Here is a 16,592-nt window from a genome sequence, read left to right as displayed (position 1 = left end):
TCCTCCTATATTTATTAATGTGATGTTTTCTTTATTAATAAATTGGCTATACCCTGTATAGCATATACAATTATTAAAATTACTATTACTGAAATTATTACAACATCATTTTTATATCTGTTATAGCCAACTGCTATGGCAAGATTTCCTATTCCTCCTGCCCCTATAGTTCCAGCCATAGCTGTAAGACCTAGAAGGGAGATAAGAGTTATGGATGACGCCCTTATAAGTGAAGGAAGACCTTCTCTTAAGTAAACTGCTGTTATTATTTCAAAAGGGGAGTTTCCCATAGCTTCTGCAGCCTCTATTACTCCTGGATCTACTTCTGCAAGTGCTTGTTCTACTTGTTTGGCAAAAAATGGCACACATGAGAAAACTAAGGGTACTATTGCAGCTGTTGGCCCTATCCTTGTTCCTACTATTATATTTGTAAGAGGGCTTATTACAGCAAGAAGTATGATAAAGGGTATAGCTCTGAAGAGGTTTGTTATTTTATCAAGGATTGAGTAAACTTTTTTATTTTCTAAAATCCCCCCATCATTTGTTACAACTAAAATAACTCCTATTATAAGTCCAAATATTCCAGAAAATATAGCTGATAAGATAAGCATATAAAATGTTAGGCCTATATCCTCAAATATCCTATCTTTTATTGAAAGTGCATAATCAAAGTATTCCATTACTATCTCCTAAAAAAGTTACATTCGTTCCACCTGATATTAGATACTCAACGGCTTGATCAATTTTTTCTTTATCTCCCTTAAAGGTTACTATTAGGTTTCCTACAGGAGTTCCTGTTATAAACTCGATATTTCCTGCAAGTACATTTGTCTTTATAGAAAATTTCTCATAGATTTCATTTATAACTGGTTCTGTTGTACTCTCTCCTACATAAGAAAGTTTAACTAGGGACTCATCAGGTCCAAGTGCTGATATATTATTTTTGACTTCTTCTATGGTTTGGTTTACATTAGTTGAAGTTTCAACAAAATCCTTAGTGAGTTTGTTTTTTGGATTTGAGAAAATTTCAAGCGTTGTTCCCTCTTCTACAACTTTCCCATCCTGCATTACTGCAACCTTATTACACAAGTCTTTTACAACTTCCATTTGATGAGTGATTATTACTATAGTAAGGCCGATTTTATCTTTTATTTCTTGTAAAAGGGCAAGGATCTGCTTGGTTGTCTTTGGGTCAAGGGCACTTGTTGCCTCATCACAAAGAAGAATCTCAGGATCAGATGCAAGAGCTCTTGCTATGGCACATCTTTGTTTTTGTCCTCCTGAAAGCTCTCTAGGATAAGAGTTTGCCTTATCCCCTATTCCTACAAGCTCTAGCAACTTTTGAGCCTTTTCTAGTTTTTCTTTTTTACTCTTTTGATCTTTTCTTATCGGAAATATCACATTGTCTATTACAGTAAGATTATTAAGTAGGTTAAAATGTTGAAAAATCATTCCGATTTTTTTACGTCTTTTTCTTAATTCTTTATCTGAAAGCTTTAGAAAATCTTCTCCATTTACTATTACTTCGCCTTCTGTTGGTTTTTGTAGAAGATTTATACATCTTACTAGGGTTGACTTTCCAGCCCCCGAAAATCCCACTATGCCAAAGGCATCTGCCTTTTCTATTTTAAGACTTACCTTATCGACTGCCTTAAAGCCATCAAAGTCGACACTTATATCTTTTAATTCTATCATTTATTCCTCTTTCTAATTATTTAAAAAGTCTTTTACAAAATTAACTGCATTAGCTATTGCATAGTATAGTGCATCATTATCAAGATCAAATATATCTGTGTGGACTCCTGCTCCAGCTCCAACATCTTCATTTCTAACTCCAATTTTTACGAAAACTGTAGGACATAGTTTAGCATATCCAAAAAAGCTTTCTCCACCAAAGGATCTTTCTACCTCAACAAGAGAGTCTTCAAATAAGTTTTCTAGAGAATTTCTTGCAAATAGTGCAAGCTTTTTATCATTAAAGACTGGGTAGGCAACAATTCTTGTAAAGTCATTAAATCTTACCTTACAGCCATAAACTGAAGCAGTGGCACTAACCACTTCTTTAAGCTTATCTAGAGCCCTTTCTCCAACCTCATCTTTGAAAAATCTTAGGGTTGCCTTGAGATTTGCCTTATCTGGTATTACATTTGAAGCATGACCTGCATTTATAGCCCCTATACCTAAAGTAATAATCTCCTCAGGATTAAAACCTGTTGCCCAAGTTGTTGTTAGAGCATTTATGATGCTTGTGAGGGCTGTTATAGGAGAAATTAGTAAATCAGGTCTTTTACCATGACCACCACGACCTATAACATCAAAGTCAACTCCTACGCTTCCTGCATAGACTGAATCAAGAGGTATACCTATTTTTCCAACAGCAAGGTCTGTATCAATATGGTTTCCATATATTGCATCAAATCCTACATCCTTTAGATGCTCAATCATTGGATAGATACCAGAACCAGTTTCTTCACCTTCTTCAAAGATAAAGTATATTTTTCCAGAAAGTCTATCTTTAAGGTTTGTTAGAATTTTTGCACTTGTAAGTACTATTGCCATATGAGCATCGTGACCACAAGCGTGCATTACGCCAGGATTTTTAGATACTTTCTCTTTTTTTCTATTTAAGTTAAATTCACTTTCATCTATAGGAAGGGCATCTATATCTGTCCTTATTCCTACAATTTTACCTGGCCTTTTAGTATCAAGAATTGCAACAAAGCCAGTTGAGTTTTGTACTTCTTCAATTTCAAGGCAAAGTTTTCTACACTCACTTATCAGAAATTTTCTTGTTTTAAATTCCTTACTTGATAGTTCAGGAAACTCATGCAGGTAATTTTTGACATTCTTAGCAAAGTCTAGATTTCCTTTAGATAAATCTTTTATTTCTTGACCACTTATTCCTATATCTTTAACTGCCATTTTTATATCCTTTCTCTTGATTTTTATTTGTAATAAAAAAGTCCTTATCATAGCCTAAGCTACAATAAGGACGAAAATTTTCCGCGTTACCACCTTTTTTGCATTAAAAAATGCCACTTCAGATACTAGCATATCCTAACCCTGTAACGGGAGTTCCCGTATAAGTCTAACTATCGACTTATCCCATCTGAGGCCATCTTCATCACATTTCTCATCCACCCTTCTCAGCTAAACAGGGCTCTCTGTAGAATAATCCACGTAATTACTCTTCTCTTTGTCTGGTTTATTTTAGTCTAATTCGATTTGATATTGTAATAATACTATTTTTTCTTGAAGCTGTCAAATATTTTTTTATAATTTATTATTAAACTCGTAATTTATGAAAATAAATGCCTATTTTAAAGGATTTTTTATATAAGGCTAATATATATAGTTCGATGATTATTACAAATTTTTGAAAAATTTTAGCTATACTGTAGGCAAGTTAATAGGAAATCCATATATAATGATAAGTAAAGTATAATACTTGATACTTTTATAAGTTTTATCCTTATTTTTTAAAAAGATAACTAATCTTAAAGATTAATATAGGAAATTTGATTATATATTATAATTAATAAGCAATATATAGTAGTATCATCTTTTAAAATTTCTCATTTATCCAAAGTCTTATAATCTTATATAAAATATAAATTTATACAAAAAAAGAAGTCCTAAAGGACTTCCCCATGGTTTTGGTAAAATAAATTCACTAATAATATACTGTATTTAAACATTTGTGCAAGTTATTCTACAGTAACTGATTTAGCTAAGTTTCTTGGCTTATCTACATCTATCCCCTTAGCATTTGATGTATAGTAGGCAAGTAATTGTTGTGGAATTACTGCAAGTACTGGATAAAGAGCATCAATTGTCTTAGGTAAGATGTAGGCATAATTTGATATTTCTTCAAGATGGTCATCTGGAGTACAGATTGCAAAAATATTTGCTCCTCTTGATATTACCTCTTTTACATTGGATATAGTTTTTTCTATAATATTTGATTGGGTTGCAACAGTTACAACTGGAGTACCTTCTTCTATTAAGGCTATAGTTCCATGTTTAAGCTCTCCTGCAGCAAAGGCTTCTGAATGGATATATGAAACTTCCTTTAGTTTAAGTGCACCCTCTATTACAGATGAATAGTCAAGACCTCGACCTAAATAAAACATTGATTCAAAGTCTTTAATTTCTTGAGCATATTTTTTAATATCTTCAATATTGTTTAGGATTTCTTTTACCTTTTCTGGTATAGCCTTAATCTCTTCTAAGATATTTTTATATTCATCTTCTGAGATTGTTCCTAGTTTTTTGGCAAAATCTAGAGCAAGCATATATAAAGATATAATTTGGGTTGTATAAGCCTTGGTTGATGCTACTGCAATTTCAGGACCTGCATAACAATATATTGTCTTATCAGCTTCCCTATCAAGAGATGATGCTACCACATTTGTTAAGACTAAAGTTTTTGCTCCCTTTTCTCTTGCAAGTCTTAGTGCCGCTAGAGTATCTGCTGTTTCACCTGATTGAGATGGAAGGATTATTAGAGAGTTTTTATCTATAAATGGATCGTTGTATCTAAACTCACTAGCTATATCAGTTATAACTGGAATTTTAGCAAACTTTTCAAAGGCATAAGCTCCAACTATTCCTGCATTGTAGGCAGTACCACAAGCTACCATATAGATTTTATTAAAACCTTCAATCTCCTCTTTAGTAAAGGCATTTTCCCCAAAATCAATATCTCCCTCATGCATCTTATATTTTATAGTATCAGCTATAGCTCTTGGTTGTTCATTGATTTCTTTAATCATGAAATGGTCATAGCCTTCTTTTGTTGCATCTTCAAATGAAAATGTAACCTTTGATATTTCTCTTTCAATTTCTTCATTATCTCTATTATAAATTGTGTACTTATCTCCATTAATATCTACAAGGTCGCCATTGTCAAGATAAATTACATCTTTAGTATATTTTATAATAGATGGAAGGTCGCTTGCTGCAAGGATTCCACTTTCTGTAAGACCTAAAACTAGTGGACTTTCTTCCCTTAACACTATAAGCCTATCATCTTCATTTTCTGAAATAATTCCTAAAGCATAGGAACCTCTTAAGTCAAGTCTCGATTTTTTTACAGCTTCAAGTAGGTCTCCGTCATAGTATTTTTCTATCAAAACTGCGACTACTTCTGTATCTGTATCTGACTTAAACGTATATCCTTCCTTTTTAAGACCTTCTTTTAATTCATTGTAGTTTTCAATAATACCATTGTGGACTACTGCAATCTTACCATCATTTGATAAATGTGGGTGGGAGTTTATGTCTGAAGGACCACCATGAGTTGCCCATCTTATATGGCCAATTCCAAGATTTCCTTCAATAGGGTTTTTTTCAAGTTCATCTTTTAAAACCTTAACTTTACCACTTTTCTTAACAGTAGACAATTTACCGTCCTTAATTAGAGAAATTCCAGCTGAGTCGTATCCTCTATATTCTAGTCTTTCTAAACCTTCTACAATTACATTTCTAGCATTTAAATTTCCCTTATAACATACTATTCCGCACATAGTATCCTCCTTAAATATTTAATTTTAGAGGTCACTTTATTTCTTTTGTGATAGGAATTTCTTCCTACTTTTGTGAAATACTAAGCCTGTGAAAGCCATGGAGCACCCGCCGAATTTTCGATAGCTCCATTCCTCGTCATCCCTTAGGGATCTGGCGCTAATTTATTTTTTTACCTCGTGTTTAATTATACGATAAAATTGTGAATAAATAAAGTATTTGTAAAAGTCATAAATAAAACCTAAAGGTTTTTGTTAAACTTTACACAATTCTACATAAGTATATCGAAATTTTTATACTAAGAAAATTAGACAAAAATACAGAGTTAGTAAAATTAACCCTGTATATTTTCTAATATTTATTTTCCAAAAAAATCTTTAGTTTGGTTTCTTACCTCTTTTACCAAGATTAATAAAGCAATTATATTTGGAATTATAACAAGTCCCATTGCTATATCTTGAATTGTCCAAACCAAATTAATTTTTCCAAGACATCCTACGATACAAAGAAATGGATAAACATATTTTACTTTTGAAGTAAATTTTTCTCCATATGCATAGGTAAATGATTTTGCAGCATTAAACCATTGACCCATAAGTGTTGTAAAACAAAATATTAATAAGGCAAATATAGCTAAATATGATAATGGTTTAAATACAGTAGATATAGCTGTTATTGCCATGTTTGATGCTAATATACTTTCTCCATCTATAGGAATTTGGGAAACACCTATAGTTATAGCTGTAAGTGAACAAATAACTATGGTATCAATGAAAACTTCAGTAACACCAGTAATTCCTTCTTCAACAGGATGATCCACTATAGCTGTACCATGTGCAAATGGTGCAGTACCTTCACCTGCTTCATTTGAATACATACCACGTGCTATACCATATTGCATGGCTCTTGCAATAACCAGTCCACCTACTCCACCACTTGCAGCTTTAAAAGAAAAAGCTTGATTGAATATATTAAAAATAACAATTGGAACATTCTTTATATTTACAATAATCACAAGTAAGCAAAGAATTACATACAAAATTGACATAATAGGTACAAGACTTGTTGCAACTTTGGCTAATCTTTTCAATCCTCCTATAGCAATAATAAAAAGTAATATTGTTAATATAATTCCTGTCATTAAATTATTGAATTTAAAATTGTCATATAGGATTGTTGCTATTGTATTTGATTGAACTAAGTTCGCACCCATCATCTTTATAGTCATGAGAATTGCTATAATTATACCCAAAAATGGCGCTTTAAGCCCATCTCTTATGTAATACATAGGACCGGATAATATATTTTTATCTTTATCCTCTCCTCTATATAGTTGAGATAATACTATTTCACCATATTTTAAAGCCATACCAAAAAAAGCAGCCAACCACATCCAAAATATGGCTCCATAACCACCAGATACTATAGCTGTTGCAACACCAACTACATTTCCTCCACCTATGTTACCAGCCAAAGTAACCATCATAGCTTGAAAAGTTGATAAGGAGCCCTCTCTTTTTTCAATATTTCTTTCCTTAAAACTTTTTATTAATGTGCTTTTTATTATATATTTAAAGTGCCTTACTTGAACAAAATCAGTTGCTATGGTGTATAGAATACCTAATCCTAAAAGAACAAAAACTAACCAATTACCCCATAATACTTTATTTATTTTTTCTAATATCAGTTCTAAATTTTCCATAAAGTTCTCCTTATTTATTTGTTAAATTATAAATTTTTTCAGGATTATCTGTGATAATTCCATCTAGATCATAATCTAGGTACTTTAAGTAATCATATTTTTGCTTAGATGACATCCATGCATTTACCTTTATACCATTATCATGCATCATTTTCACCAAGTCTTTATTAATTGTATTAATTAGTGGGTGAAAATAAGATATTCCATTATCCTTTAGGTATTTTATAGGATTTGCAAGAACTGATTCTTCAAGAAATCCAAGTTTTAAAGTTTCATCAATTTCTTTCATTCTCATAATAGATTCATGATTAAATGATGAAATTATAACCCTATCTTTAAGATCATATTCTTTAATCATATTATAAATTTTTTCTTCAATGCCTTGATAAAAGATTAACCCATTTTTAATCTCAATATTTGTTATTAGATTGCTTGTCTTAATAAAGTCAAAATACTCCCTAAGAGTTGGAATTTCTTCTTTATATTCTTCATAATCAAAAGATGCATTTAATTTCTTTAATTCACTTAAAGTTTTATCTTTAACAAGGCTATCTTCACCACAAGTTCTTAATAAATTTTCATCATGGATTATTACTAGTTCACCATCTTTACTTAAGTGTACATCAAGCTCTATACCATCTGCTTTATATTCAAGAGCCTTCTTGTAAGCTAGCATAGTATTTTCTGGAAACTTTTCTTTGAAACCTCTATGTGCGTAATTTAACATTTTTACCCCCTATAATAAAATAAGCCCAGCAATAATTAACTGGACTATTATTTATATAATAGCATATTTAACATTGCTGTCAATATTTTTTTTATATTCTTAAATAATCATAAATTTACCTGTTAGACATAAAAAAGGGACCGTTACAGAATGAATTAATCATTTCAAAATCATTGCAAGCTCCTCCACGAAAATTTAGCATCCATGAGCCATTAGGATATTTTCAAATTGTCTATGAGTAACTTGTAATAATGAACATTAGAAATTCATATTTTGCAACAGTCCCTTTTATAAAACACTTAGTAATTCATATGATATTTTTAGGATTTATCAGCTTATTTATTTTCCATTTTTAGGTATGATTCGTACCTATCTTTTGCAGCTTCTTCTGCTTCTGCATAGAGTCTGTCAGCATCTTCTGGGAAGGCTTTCTTAAGGGAAGCATATCTTACTTCTCCTTGTAAGAATTCTTGGAATGATTCTGTAGGCTCCTTACTATCTAAAACAAAAGGATTCTTTCCTTCTTCTTTAAGCATTGGATTGAACCTCCATAAGTGCCAATAACCACTTGCTACAGCTTCTTTTTCTCTTCTTTGGGTCTTACCCATACCTGCCTTTATACCATGGTTTATACATGGTGCGTAGGCAATTATGATTGAAGGACCATGGTATGATTCTGCTTCTTTTATAGCCTTAAGAGTTTGGGCTTGATTTGCTCCCATTGCAACTTGTGCTACATATACATATCCATAGCTTGTCATCATAAGTCCTAGGTCTTTTTTCCTTACTTTCTTGCCACTTGCTGCAAATTTAGCTACAGCTGCAAGAGGTGTTGCTTTTGAGCTTTGCCCACCTGTATTTGAGTAAACTTCTGTATCAAATACAATTATATTTATATCTTCCCCACTAGCTAGTACATGGTCTACTCCTGAGAAACCTATATCATAAGCCCAACCATCTCCACCATAAATCCATATGGATTTTTTAACTAGGTAGTCTTTTAGTGATTTAATTCTTTCCAAAATCCCATTTGCTTCGTCATTATCAGTTTTATTTCCTAGAAGTGCTCCAATCTTTATAGCTGCTTTCTTGCTCTCTTCAAAATCATTGTTATTTTCAAGCCATTCGTTAAATACTTCGTTAAGAGCAGATGTTACTTTAAGTCCTATAAACTTCTTCATTAATGTTTCAAGTAAGAACTTGTTAGATTTTGTTGCTAGAAGCATACCGTAGCCATACTCTGCTGCATCTTCAAATAAGGATGATGCCCAAGCTGGGCCTTCACCCTTGCTATTTGTGCAATATGGCATTGATGGAACTGATGAGCCCCAGATTGATGAACATCCTGTTGCATTTGAGATGATTTGATGATCACCATATAGTTGAGTTATAAGTTTTGCATAAGGTGTTTCTCCACAACCTGCACAAGCTCCTGAAAATTCAAGAAGTGGTTGGCTAAATTGTGAATTCTTAACATTTGTTGGTGCTATTTCGTCATTCCTATATCCAACTTGACTATGGGCAAATTCCCAATTATCTGCTTCTTTTTCTATTTGTTCTTCTATTGACTTCATTTCTAAGGCTTTTTTAGGAGCTGGACATACATCAACGCAGTTTCCACATCCCATACAGTCATATGGTGATACTTGGATTCTAAATTCATATCCTTCTAGACCTTTTCCTATAGCTTTTTTAGTTTCAAATCCTTCTGGTGCCTTAGCTTTTTGTTCTTCATCTAATAAAAATGGTCTAATTGTTGCGTGTGGACAAATATAAGAGCATTGATTACATTGGATACAATTGTCTATATTCCATTCTGGAACGAATAAGGCTATACCTCGTTTTTCATATCTTGATGTTCCAGGCATGTATTGACCATCATCGTATGGAAGGTATGTTGAAACTGGAAGTTCATCTTCTTTTAAGTTTATGATTGGCCTAACCATATTTTTGATAAAATCAGGTTCATTTTCATTTACATTTTCTTCATCATCTTTTAGGTCTTTCCATTCTTCTTTTACTTTTATTTTTTGTAATTGTTCACTAGCACGATCTACTGCCTTATTGTTCATATCAACAATATCTTGACCCTTCATACCATAAGATTTTTCTATAGAATCTTTTAGATATTTTATTGCATCATCTATAGGGAGTACTTCTGATAAGATAAAGAAGGCTGTTTGAATAACCATATTTGTCCTATGTCCTAGTCCAACTTCTTGGGCAATCTTTGATGCGTTTACTGTATAGAATTTGATATTTTTCTCAGCTATATCCCTAAGCATTTTGTTTGGTATATGATCTTCAAGTTCATCTTCTGACCAAATTGTGTTAAGTAAGAAGATACCACCTTCTTTAAGATTTTCTACCAAGTCATATTGTCTAACATAGGCTTGAGGTGAGCATGATACAAAGTCTGCTTCATCTATAAAGTATGCTGCATGAATTGGGTTTGGTGAAAATCTTAAGTGACTCATTGTAAGCCCATTAGATTTCTTTGCATCATAATCAAAATAACCTTGAGCAAACATATCTGTATTATCTCCTATAATTTTTATAGCAGATTTGTTTGCACCAACTGTACCATCTCCACCATTACCCCAGAAGATACAACGTCTTGTTTGTCCATCTGAAATTACAAAGCTTTCGTCTGTTTCAAGTGATGTGTTTGTTACATCATCATAAATACCTATAGTAAAGTGATTTTTCATCTCACCTTGTAGGTTGTCAAACACTGATTTAAAGTGAGCAGGTCTTGTATCTTTTTGTCCAAGTCCATATCTACCAGCTATTATTTTTGGATTTCTACTAGAGTCTGAGAATGCTTCTAACACATCTAAGTATAGTGGTTCTCCAGCAGATCCTTTTTCCTTTGTCCTATCTAGTACTGCAATCCTTTCTACTGTTTCTGGAATTGCTTCAAGTAAGTGTTTTGTAGAGAAAGGTCTATAAAGGTGAACTTTTACAAGCCCTACTTTTCTTCCCTCTTTATTTAGCTCATCTACAGTTTGTTGGATAGTATCTGTACCAGAACCCATTGCAACAATTATATCAGTAGCATCTTCAGCTCCTACATAGTTAAATAAAGAATAATCTGTTCCGATTTTTTCATTTATCTTATTCATATATGAAATAACGATTTCTGGTAATCCAATATAAGCCTTATTTTGAGCTTCAGCTCTTTGGAAATATCCACTCTTTTCAAATACTCCACGCATAAATGGTCTATGTGGATTTAAGGAATCGTTTTTAAACTCATCAACAGCTTTCCAATTTACCATATCTTGAAATTGGTCATAATCCCATACATCTATCTTTTGAATTTCATGACTTGTTCTAAATCCATCAAAAAAGTTTACAAATGGAATTCTAGCCTCAATTGCTGAAAGATGCGCTACTGGCGAAAGATCCATTATTTCTTGAACTGAACCACTCGCTAAGAAAGCAAATCCTGTTGCTCTTGCTGCCATAACGTCTTGATGGTCACCATACATATTGATAGTCGATGTTGAGACTGAACGAGCCGCCACATGAAATACTGCAGGAAGTCTTTCTCCAGCAATCTTATACATATCAGGAATCATTAGTAAAAGTCCTTGACTTGCTGTGTATGTAGATGTTAATGCTCCCGCTGCAAGAGATCCATGTACCGCTCCTGCCGCTCCCGCTTCATGTTGCATTTCTGTTACTGAAACTGGGTTTCCAAATAAATTTAATCTGCCATTGGCTGCCCATTTATCAATAAACTCTGGCATTGGTGATGATGGTGTAATAGGATATATGGCAGATACTTCACTAAAAGCATAGGAAACATGAGCCGCCGCAGTGTTACCATCCATGGTAACTTTTCTTCTCTTTATAGTCATTAAATACTCCTTTTAATATTTTTTTGATAATTTTGATCTTAACGATTAAAAATAGAACTCAAAAAAGAGTTCTATTTTTATTGTTTTACTAATTCATCTATATATTCTGCATTTGCTGCAGGATCTAGTTTGAATCCAGAAATCTTGTTTACAATACATGCTATAGCTGCATCTCCTGTAATATTACAAGCTGTTCCAAATGAGTCTTGAGCTACGTATAAAGCTATAATAAGAGCTGTCATAGGTTCTGTAAATCCAAGCATTGATTGAAGAATACCTAATGCTGCCATTACTGCTCCACCTGGAACTCCTGGTGCTGCTACCATTGTCACTCCAAGCATTAAAATGAATGGAAATATGTGTTGGAATCCAACATCTGATCCGTTAAGCATAAGAATTGACATTGAACAAGATGTAAGTGTTATTGTTGATCCAGATAAGTGTATTGTCGCACAAAGTGGAATAACAAAATCTGCTATACCCTTATTTACACCAATCTTATATGTTTGGTTAAGTGTAACTGGTATTGTTGCTGCTGATGATTGTGTACCTATAGCTGTCATATATGCTGGGATCATAGTCTTAATTTTACTAAATGGACTTCCACCACTTGCTGTACTAGCTATTGAAAATTGTGCAGTAATTGTTAACCAGTGAAGGATTATTACCATTATGAATACTTTTGAAAATACAGATAATACTGTTACCACTGTTCCTTGATAAGCCATATTTGCAAAAATACCACAAATATGAACTGGTAATAATGGAATTACTATTGATGATATAAGCTTTGTGATTATATCAGAAAATTCGTGTACTGCTTTTTTAAGAACATCAGCCTTAGCTGCTGCTATACCAACACCTAAAATGAATGAAATAATTAGAGCTGTTGTTACAGAAAATATTGGATCCATTGGTGATTGGAAAAATGGTTCTAGTACCCTTCCTGCATTATCTTCTGGATTAAATGAAATAGCTCCAACCTTGATAAAGTTAGGTAGTATAATTCTTCCTACAAAATATGTAATAGTACCAAACACAATTGTTGATAAGTATGCAATTCCTGCTGTAATTGCTAGTGTCTTTCCTGCTGAATCTCCTAAGTCTGCTATTCCTGGGATTACAAAACCCATAATAATTAATGGAATAACAAAGTTAAGGAAGTTGCCAAATAGACCATTAAAAGTAATTAATATTCTTACTAGGACTGCTGGTCCTACTAAACCTATTATAATACCTAAGATAATTGCAATAATAAGCCTTGGCAATAAACCTAATTTTTTCATTTTTTTCCTCCAAAATGAATTATTAATCTTAAGATCACCTAAATATTATCAAATTTACGTTTTCATGTCAACTTTTTAAGGCTAATTCCAAAGTCTTGTCAATTTTTATACATATTTGCTAAATATAATTTTTAATTCTAGTAATTTAAAAGAATTTAAATCTATTTTTAGTAATATTTTTCATAGAATCTTATGCTTTTTTATAAATTTCTTATTAAATTTTTAAAAATAGTTAGGTTTTCCTATAAGCCATGATAAATTATACTGTTAATTTTAACAATAATATCTTTATAATTTCACTCATTTTTTTAATTGTTTTCCTAAAATATATAATTTTTAACTTATAATCCTTGTCTTATAGTCTTTTTTACAAAATCTTCTATTTAGATATTTATTATTTTATCAAATCTATCTAAACTATCCTTAGTTATTTTGTGAGAGATAATTATAATAGTAGAGTTTAAAGAAAGAATCCTATCAAATACAAGTTTAGCATTTTTATCATCTAAACTTGCTACTGGCTCGTTTTTATTTTAAATATAAAAAAAGCCACAATATCTTGCAGCTTTTTTATAATTTTTTAATATCCCATTGGCATTTGTGGTGCTTCTGGTTTTTCTTTTGGTATATCTCCTATGGCTGCTTCTGTTGTAAGAATCATGCTTGCAATGCTTGTTGCATTTTCAAGGGCTGACCTTGTTACTTTTGTAGGTTCCACAATTCCCTTATCAAACATATTCACATATTCATCATCATAGGCATCATAACCTTCATTTTGTCCAGCTTTTTTAACGTTTTCTAGAACTACTGATCCGTCCATACCAGCATTTTCTACTATTTGTCTAAGTGGTGCTTCAAGAGCCTTGGCAATTATTTTTGCTCCTGTCTTTTCATCATTTTCAAGTGTTTCTTCTATTTCTTCTACCTTTTTGATAGCTTCTATTAGAACTGTACCGCCACCTGCAACAATTCCTTCTTCTACTGCTGCTCTTGTTGCTGATAGAGCATCTTCAATTCTATATTTTTTATCTTGCATTTCTGTTTCTGTTGCAGCTCCAACATTTATAACTGCAACACCACCTGCAAGTTTAGCTACTCTTTCTTGGTATTTTTCTTTATCATATTCAGAATCAGATGCTTCGATTTGACCTTTGATTTTTTCAACTCTTTCAGCTAATTTGGTTTTGTCACCTTTGCCTTCAACTATTACAGTCTTATCTTTATCAACTTTAACCTTTTTAGCAGAACCCAAGTCTTCTATTGTAGCTTCTTTTAACTCCATTGATAAGTCTTCTGAAATTACCTTGCTTCCTGTAAGGATTGCTATATCTTCAAGCATTTCTTTTCTTCTATCACCATAGCCTGGAGCCTTTACTGCAACTACATTAAATGTTCCTCTAAGTTTGTTTAAAACAAGTGTTGTAAGAGCTTCTCCATCAACATCTTCTGCAATTATTAATAGTGGTTTTGATGATTGAACTATTTGTTCAAGTAAAGGTAGGATTTCTTGAATATTTGAAATCTTTTTATCAGTTACTAAAATATATGGGTCATCTAAGTTTGCTACCATTTTTTCATTGTCTGTAGCCATATATGGTGATAAATATCCCTTATCAAATTGCATACCTTCAACTACATCAAGATAGGTATCAGTTGTTTTTGATTCTTCAACTGTTATTACTCCATCATTTCCTACTTTTTCCATAGCATCTGCTATAAATTTACCAATTTCAGGATCTGCTGATGAGATTGTTCCAACTTGTTCAATTGCTTTTTTATCTTCTACTTCTTTTGAAGATTCTTTTATATATTTTACAACTGCTTCACTTGCTTTTTTAAGACCTTTGTTCAATACTACTGGGTTTGCTCCTGCAGCTAAGTTTTTTAGTCCTTCTTTGATGATAGCTTGAGCTAAAACTGTAGCTGTTGTTGTTCCATCTCCTGCTACATCATTGGTTTTTGTTGCAACTTCTTTTACAAGTTGAGCTCCCATATTTTCAAATCTATCCTCAAGTTCAATTTCTTGAGCTATGGTTACACCGTCATTTGTAATAGTTGGTGCTCCATATGATTTGTCAAGTACTACATTCCTTCCCTTTGGTCCAAGTGTAACTTTTACAGCATTTGCTAATTTATCAATTCCTCTTTCAAGACCATCTCTTGCACTCTTACCATATTCTATATTTTTTGCCATTATAAAACTCCTATTCTACTACTGCTAATACGTCTTTGTATGCAATAACTACATAATTGTCTTTTTCGATTTTTACATCTGTACCTGCATATTGTGAACAAATAACCTTATCGCCTACTTTTAATGAATCTTTTTTATCATCATCGTTTAAAATATCATTACTTACAGCCACAACTTCGGCATATTGTGGTTTTTCTTGAGCTGATTCAGGCAAAACTATTCCTGATTCAGTTTTCTTTTCTGCTTCTAATTTTTTTATAACTATTCTTTCACCGATTGGTTTTAATTTCATTTTTCATCCTCCTTTTAGCACTCATTATCTTTGACTGCTAACTCTCAATATTAAGTATACGAGTAATAAAAAAAATTTCAAGTTTTATTTTCCTATAGCATTTTCTCTTCCATAATAGAATAGATATTGTTGGACATAACCTGCATTTTCTCCAAAATACTTATCAGCATATTCTGAAATTTGTTTTTTAGGAACTTCTTTTTTTATAAACAACGCCTCCATTACTCTTTTTATCCAAACGTCAACTGGAAATGTTTCTCTTTTATGAAAGGCAAAAAGCAAAATACAATCAGCTACTTTAGGACCAATGCCTGGAAGCTCTTGTAGTTTCTTTCTTAAATCTGGAGTTTTCATTTTTATATCTTCTTCAAAGTCAAAATATCCGTCATTTATTATATTTGCAGCCTCAACTATTCTTTTATCACGAAAACCAACTCTTGCAAATTCTCTTAAATCTTCTGACTTTGCCTTTGAAAGAGAAGCAGCAGTTGGGAAAGAATAATAATCTCTTCCCCTATATTCTCCAATATAGTCTCCATACATCTTGGAGATTATCCTAACAGACTTTTTAATCCTTGGTATTTGATTATTAGCTGAAATTATAAAAGAGATAAGTGTTTCAAAAAATTCTTGATTTAATATCCTTATTCCAGCTCCATATTCTGTAGCTTTTTTCAAAGTTTCATCTATTGAAATATAGTTTTTTATCTTTTCATAGTTTGTGTTAAGGTCAAAGTAATCATAGAAAATGTCATAAAATTCATCTAAACTAATATTATCTATAATCACCTTATCACCATCACTTTTGAGGTTGATAATTTTGCTCAAAAAAACCGCAGTAAATGAACCATCATCTTCTTCATAAAAGTTAAAACACTGCCCACATGTGAAGATATCCTTTGGGTCAAAGGATTCGTGAATTAGAATCAATTGACCCTTATCTTCTCTAATATTTAATTTCTTTTTACTATCTGTTTTAAATCTTGACATTAATACTTC

Annotated in this window: 11 protein-coding genes and 1 other annotated feature; all 11 genes read right to left on the bottom strand. The window is 32.1% G+C overall.

The features are described 5' to 3' along the window. Positions 1–14 precede the first annotated feature (14 nt). The 11 genes from SOR60_RS06505 to SOR60_RS06455 all read right to left on the bottom strand — a co-directional run bounded on the left by SOR60_RS06505 (position 15) and on the right by SOR60_RS06455 (position 16,583). Positions 15–680, bottom strand: coding sequence for a methionine ABC transporter permease (locus SOR60_RS06505; protein ID WP_154540897.1), 666 nt, complete (start codon positions 678–680; stop codon positions 15–17). Continuing rightward, entirely contained in the window at positions 667–1,695 is a 1,029-nt protein-coding gene (locus SOR60_RS06500; RefSeq protein WP_154540895.1) for a methionine ABC transporter ATP-binding protein, read from the bottom strand. The genes SOR60_RS06505 and SOR60_RS06500 overlap by 14 nt, the downstream gene beginning before the upstream one ends. Positions 1,696–1,707: 12 nt before the next feature. After that, positions 1,708–2,922: an amidohydrolase gene (locus SOR60_RS06495; RefSeq protein ID WP_229771221.1), complete on the bottom strand. Its 1,215-nt coding sequence runs from the start codon at positions 2,920–2,922 to the stop codon at positions 1,708–1,710. A gap of 63 nt (positions 2,923–2,985) precedes the next feature. Then, positions 2,986–3,209: a binding site (T-box leader), on the bottom strand. Between the two features lie 498 nt (positions 3,210–3,707). After that, on the bottom strand, positions 3,708–5,528 hold the full coding sequence (gene glmS / locus SOR60_RS06490; RefSeq protein ID WP_320595518.1) for a glutamine--fructose-6-phosphate transaminase (isomerizing): 1,821 nt from the start codon (positions 5,526–5,528) through the stop codon (positions 3,708–3,710). A 356-nt stretch (positions 5,529–5,884) separates the two neighbouring features. Further along, complete coding sequence (locus SOR60_RS06485; protein ID WP_154540891.1) at positions 5,885–7,228, bottom strand: alanine/glycine:cation symporter family protein; 1,344 nt, start codon at positions 7,226–7,228, stop codon at positions 5,885–5,887. A gap of 10 nt (positions 7,229–7,238) precedes the next feature. After that, on the bottom strand, positions 7,239–7,955 hold the full coding sequence (locus SOR60_RS06480; protein ID WP_154540889.1) for a glycerophosphodiester phosphodiesterase: 717 nt from the start codon (positions 7,953–7,955) through the stop codon (positions 7,239–7,241). A gap of 335 nt (positions 7,956–8,290) precedes the next feature. After that, positions 8,291–11,821, bottom strand: coding sequence for a pyruvate:ferredoxin (flavodoxin) oxidoreductase (nifJ, locus tag SOR60_RS06475; RefSeq protein ID WP_154540887.1), 3,531 nt, complete (start codon positions 11,819–11,821; stop codon positions 8,291–8,293). Between the two features lie 77 nt (positions 11,822–11,898). Further along, a complete protein-coding gene (locus SOR60_RS06470) occupies positions 11,899–13,107 on the bottom strand; it encodes a dicarboxylate/amino acid:cation symporter (RefSeq protein ID WP_154540885.1) in 1,209 nt (402 codons plus the stop codon). Between the two features lie 580 nt (positions 13,108–13,687). Continuing rightward, positions 13,688–15,301, bottom strand: coding sequence for a chaperonin GroEL (gene groL, locus SOR60_RS06465; RefSeq protein ID WP_154540883.1), 1,614 nt, complete (start codon positions 15,299–15,301; stop codon positions 13,688–13,690). Positions 15,302–15,311: 10 nt separating this feature from the next. Continuing rightward, entirely contained in the window at positions 15,312–15,593 is a 282-nt protein-coding gene (locus SOR60_RS06460; protein WP_154540881.1) for a co-chaperone GroES, read from the bottom strand. 84 nt (positions 15,594–15,677) lie between these two features. Further along, positions 15,678–16,583, bottom strand: coding sequence for a DNA-3-methyladenine glycosylase family protein (locus tag SOR60_RS06455; protein ID WP_154540879.1), 906 nt, complete (start codon positions 16,581–16,583; stop codon positions 15,678–15,680). Positions 16,584–16,592 lie beyond the last annotated feature (9 nt).

Origin of the sequence: Anaerococcus porci (genome assembly GCF_034090325.1) — a bacterium.
In the GTDB taxonomy this organism is placed as follows: domain Bacteria; phylum Bacillota; class Clostridia; order Tissierellales; family Peptoniphilaceae; genus Anaerococcus; species Anaerococcus porci.
Note: the sequence above shows the minus strand (reverse complement) of the source record. Positions and strands in the feature narration are given on the sequence as shown.

Excerpts from the sequence above, each read along its gene's own strand:
- SOR60_RS06505 (WP_154540897.1), bottom strand. The coding sequence starts at position 680 with ATGGAATACTTTGATTATGCACTTTCAATAAAAGATAGGATATTTGAG.
- SOR60_RS06500 (WP_154540895.1), bottom strand. The coding sequence starts at position 1,695 with ATGATAGAATTAAAAGATATAAGTGTCGACTTTGATGGCTTTAAGGCA.
- SOR60_RS06495 (WP_229771221.1), bottom strand. The coding sequence starts at position 2,922 with ATGGCAGTTAAAGATATAGGAATAAGTGGTCAAGAAATAAAAGATTTA.
- glmS (WP_320595518.1), bottom strand. The coding sequence starts at position 5,528 with ATGTGCGGAATAGTATGTTATAAGGGAAATTTAAATGCTAGAAATGTA.
- SOR60_RS06485 (WP_154540891.1), bottom strand. The coding sequence starts at position 7,228 with ATGGAAAATTTAGAACTGATATTAGAAAAAATAAATAAAGTATTATGG.
- SOR60_RS06480 (WP_154540889.1), bottom strand. The coding sequence starts at position 7,955 with ATGTTAAATTACGCACATAGAGGTTTCAAAGAAAAGTTTCCAGAAAAT.
- nifJ (WP_154540887.1), bottom strand. The coding sequence starts at position 11,821 with ATGACTATAAAGAGAAGAAAAGTTACCATGGATGGTAACACTGCGGCG.
- SOR60_RS06470 (WP_154540885.1), bottom strand. The coding sequence starts at position 13,107 with ATGAAAAAATTAGGTTTATTGCCAAGGCTTATTATTGCAATTATCTTA.
- groL (WP_154540883.1), bottom strand. The coding sequence starts at position 15,301 with ATGGCAAAAAATATAGAATATGGTAAGAGTGCAAGAGATGGTCTTGAA.
- SOR60_RS06460 (WP_154540881.1), bottom strand. The coding sequence starts at position 15,593 with ATGAAATTAAAACCAATCGGTGAAAGAATAGTTATAAAAAAATTAGAA.
- SOR60_RS06455 (WP_154540879.1), bottom strand. The coding sequence starts at position 16,583 with ATGTCAAGATTTAAAACAGATAGTAAAAAGAAATTAAATATTAGAGAA.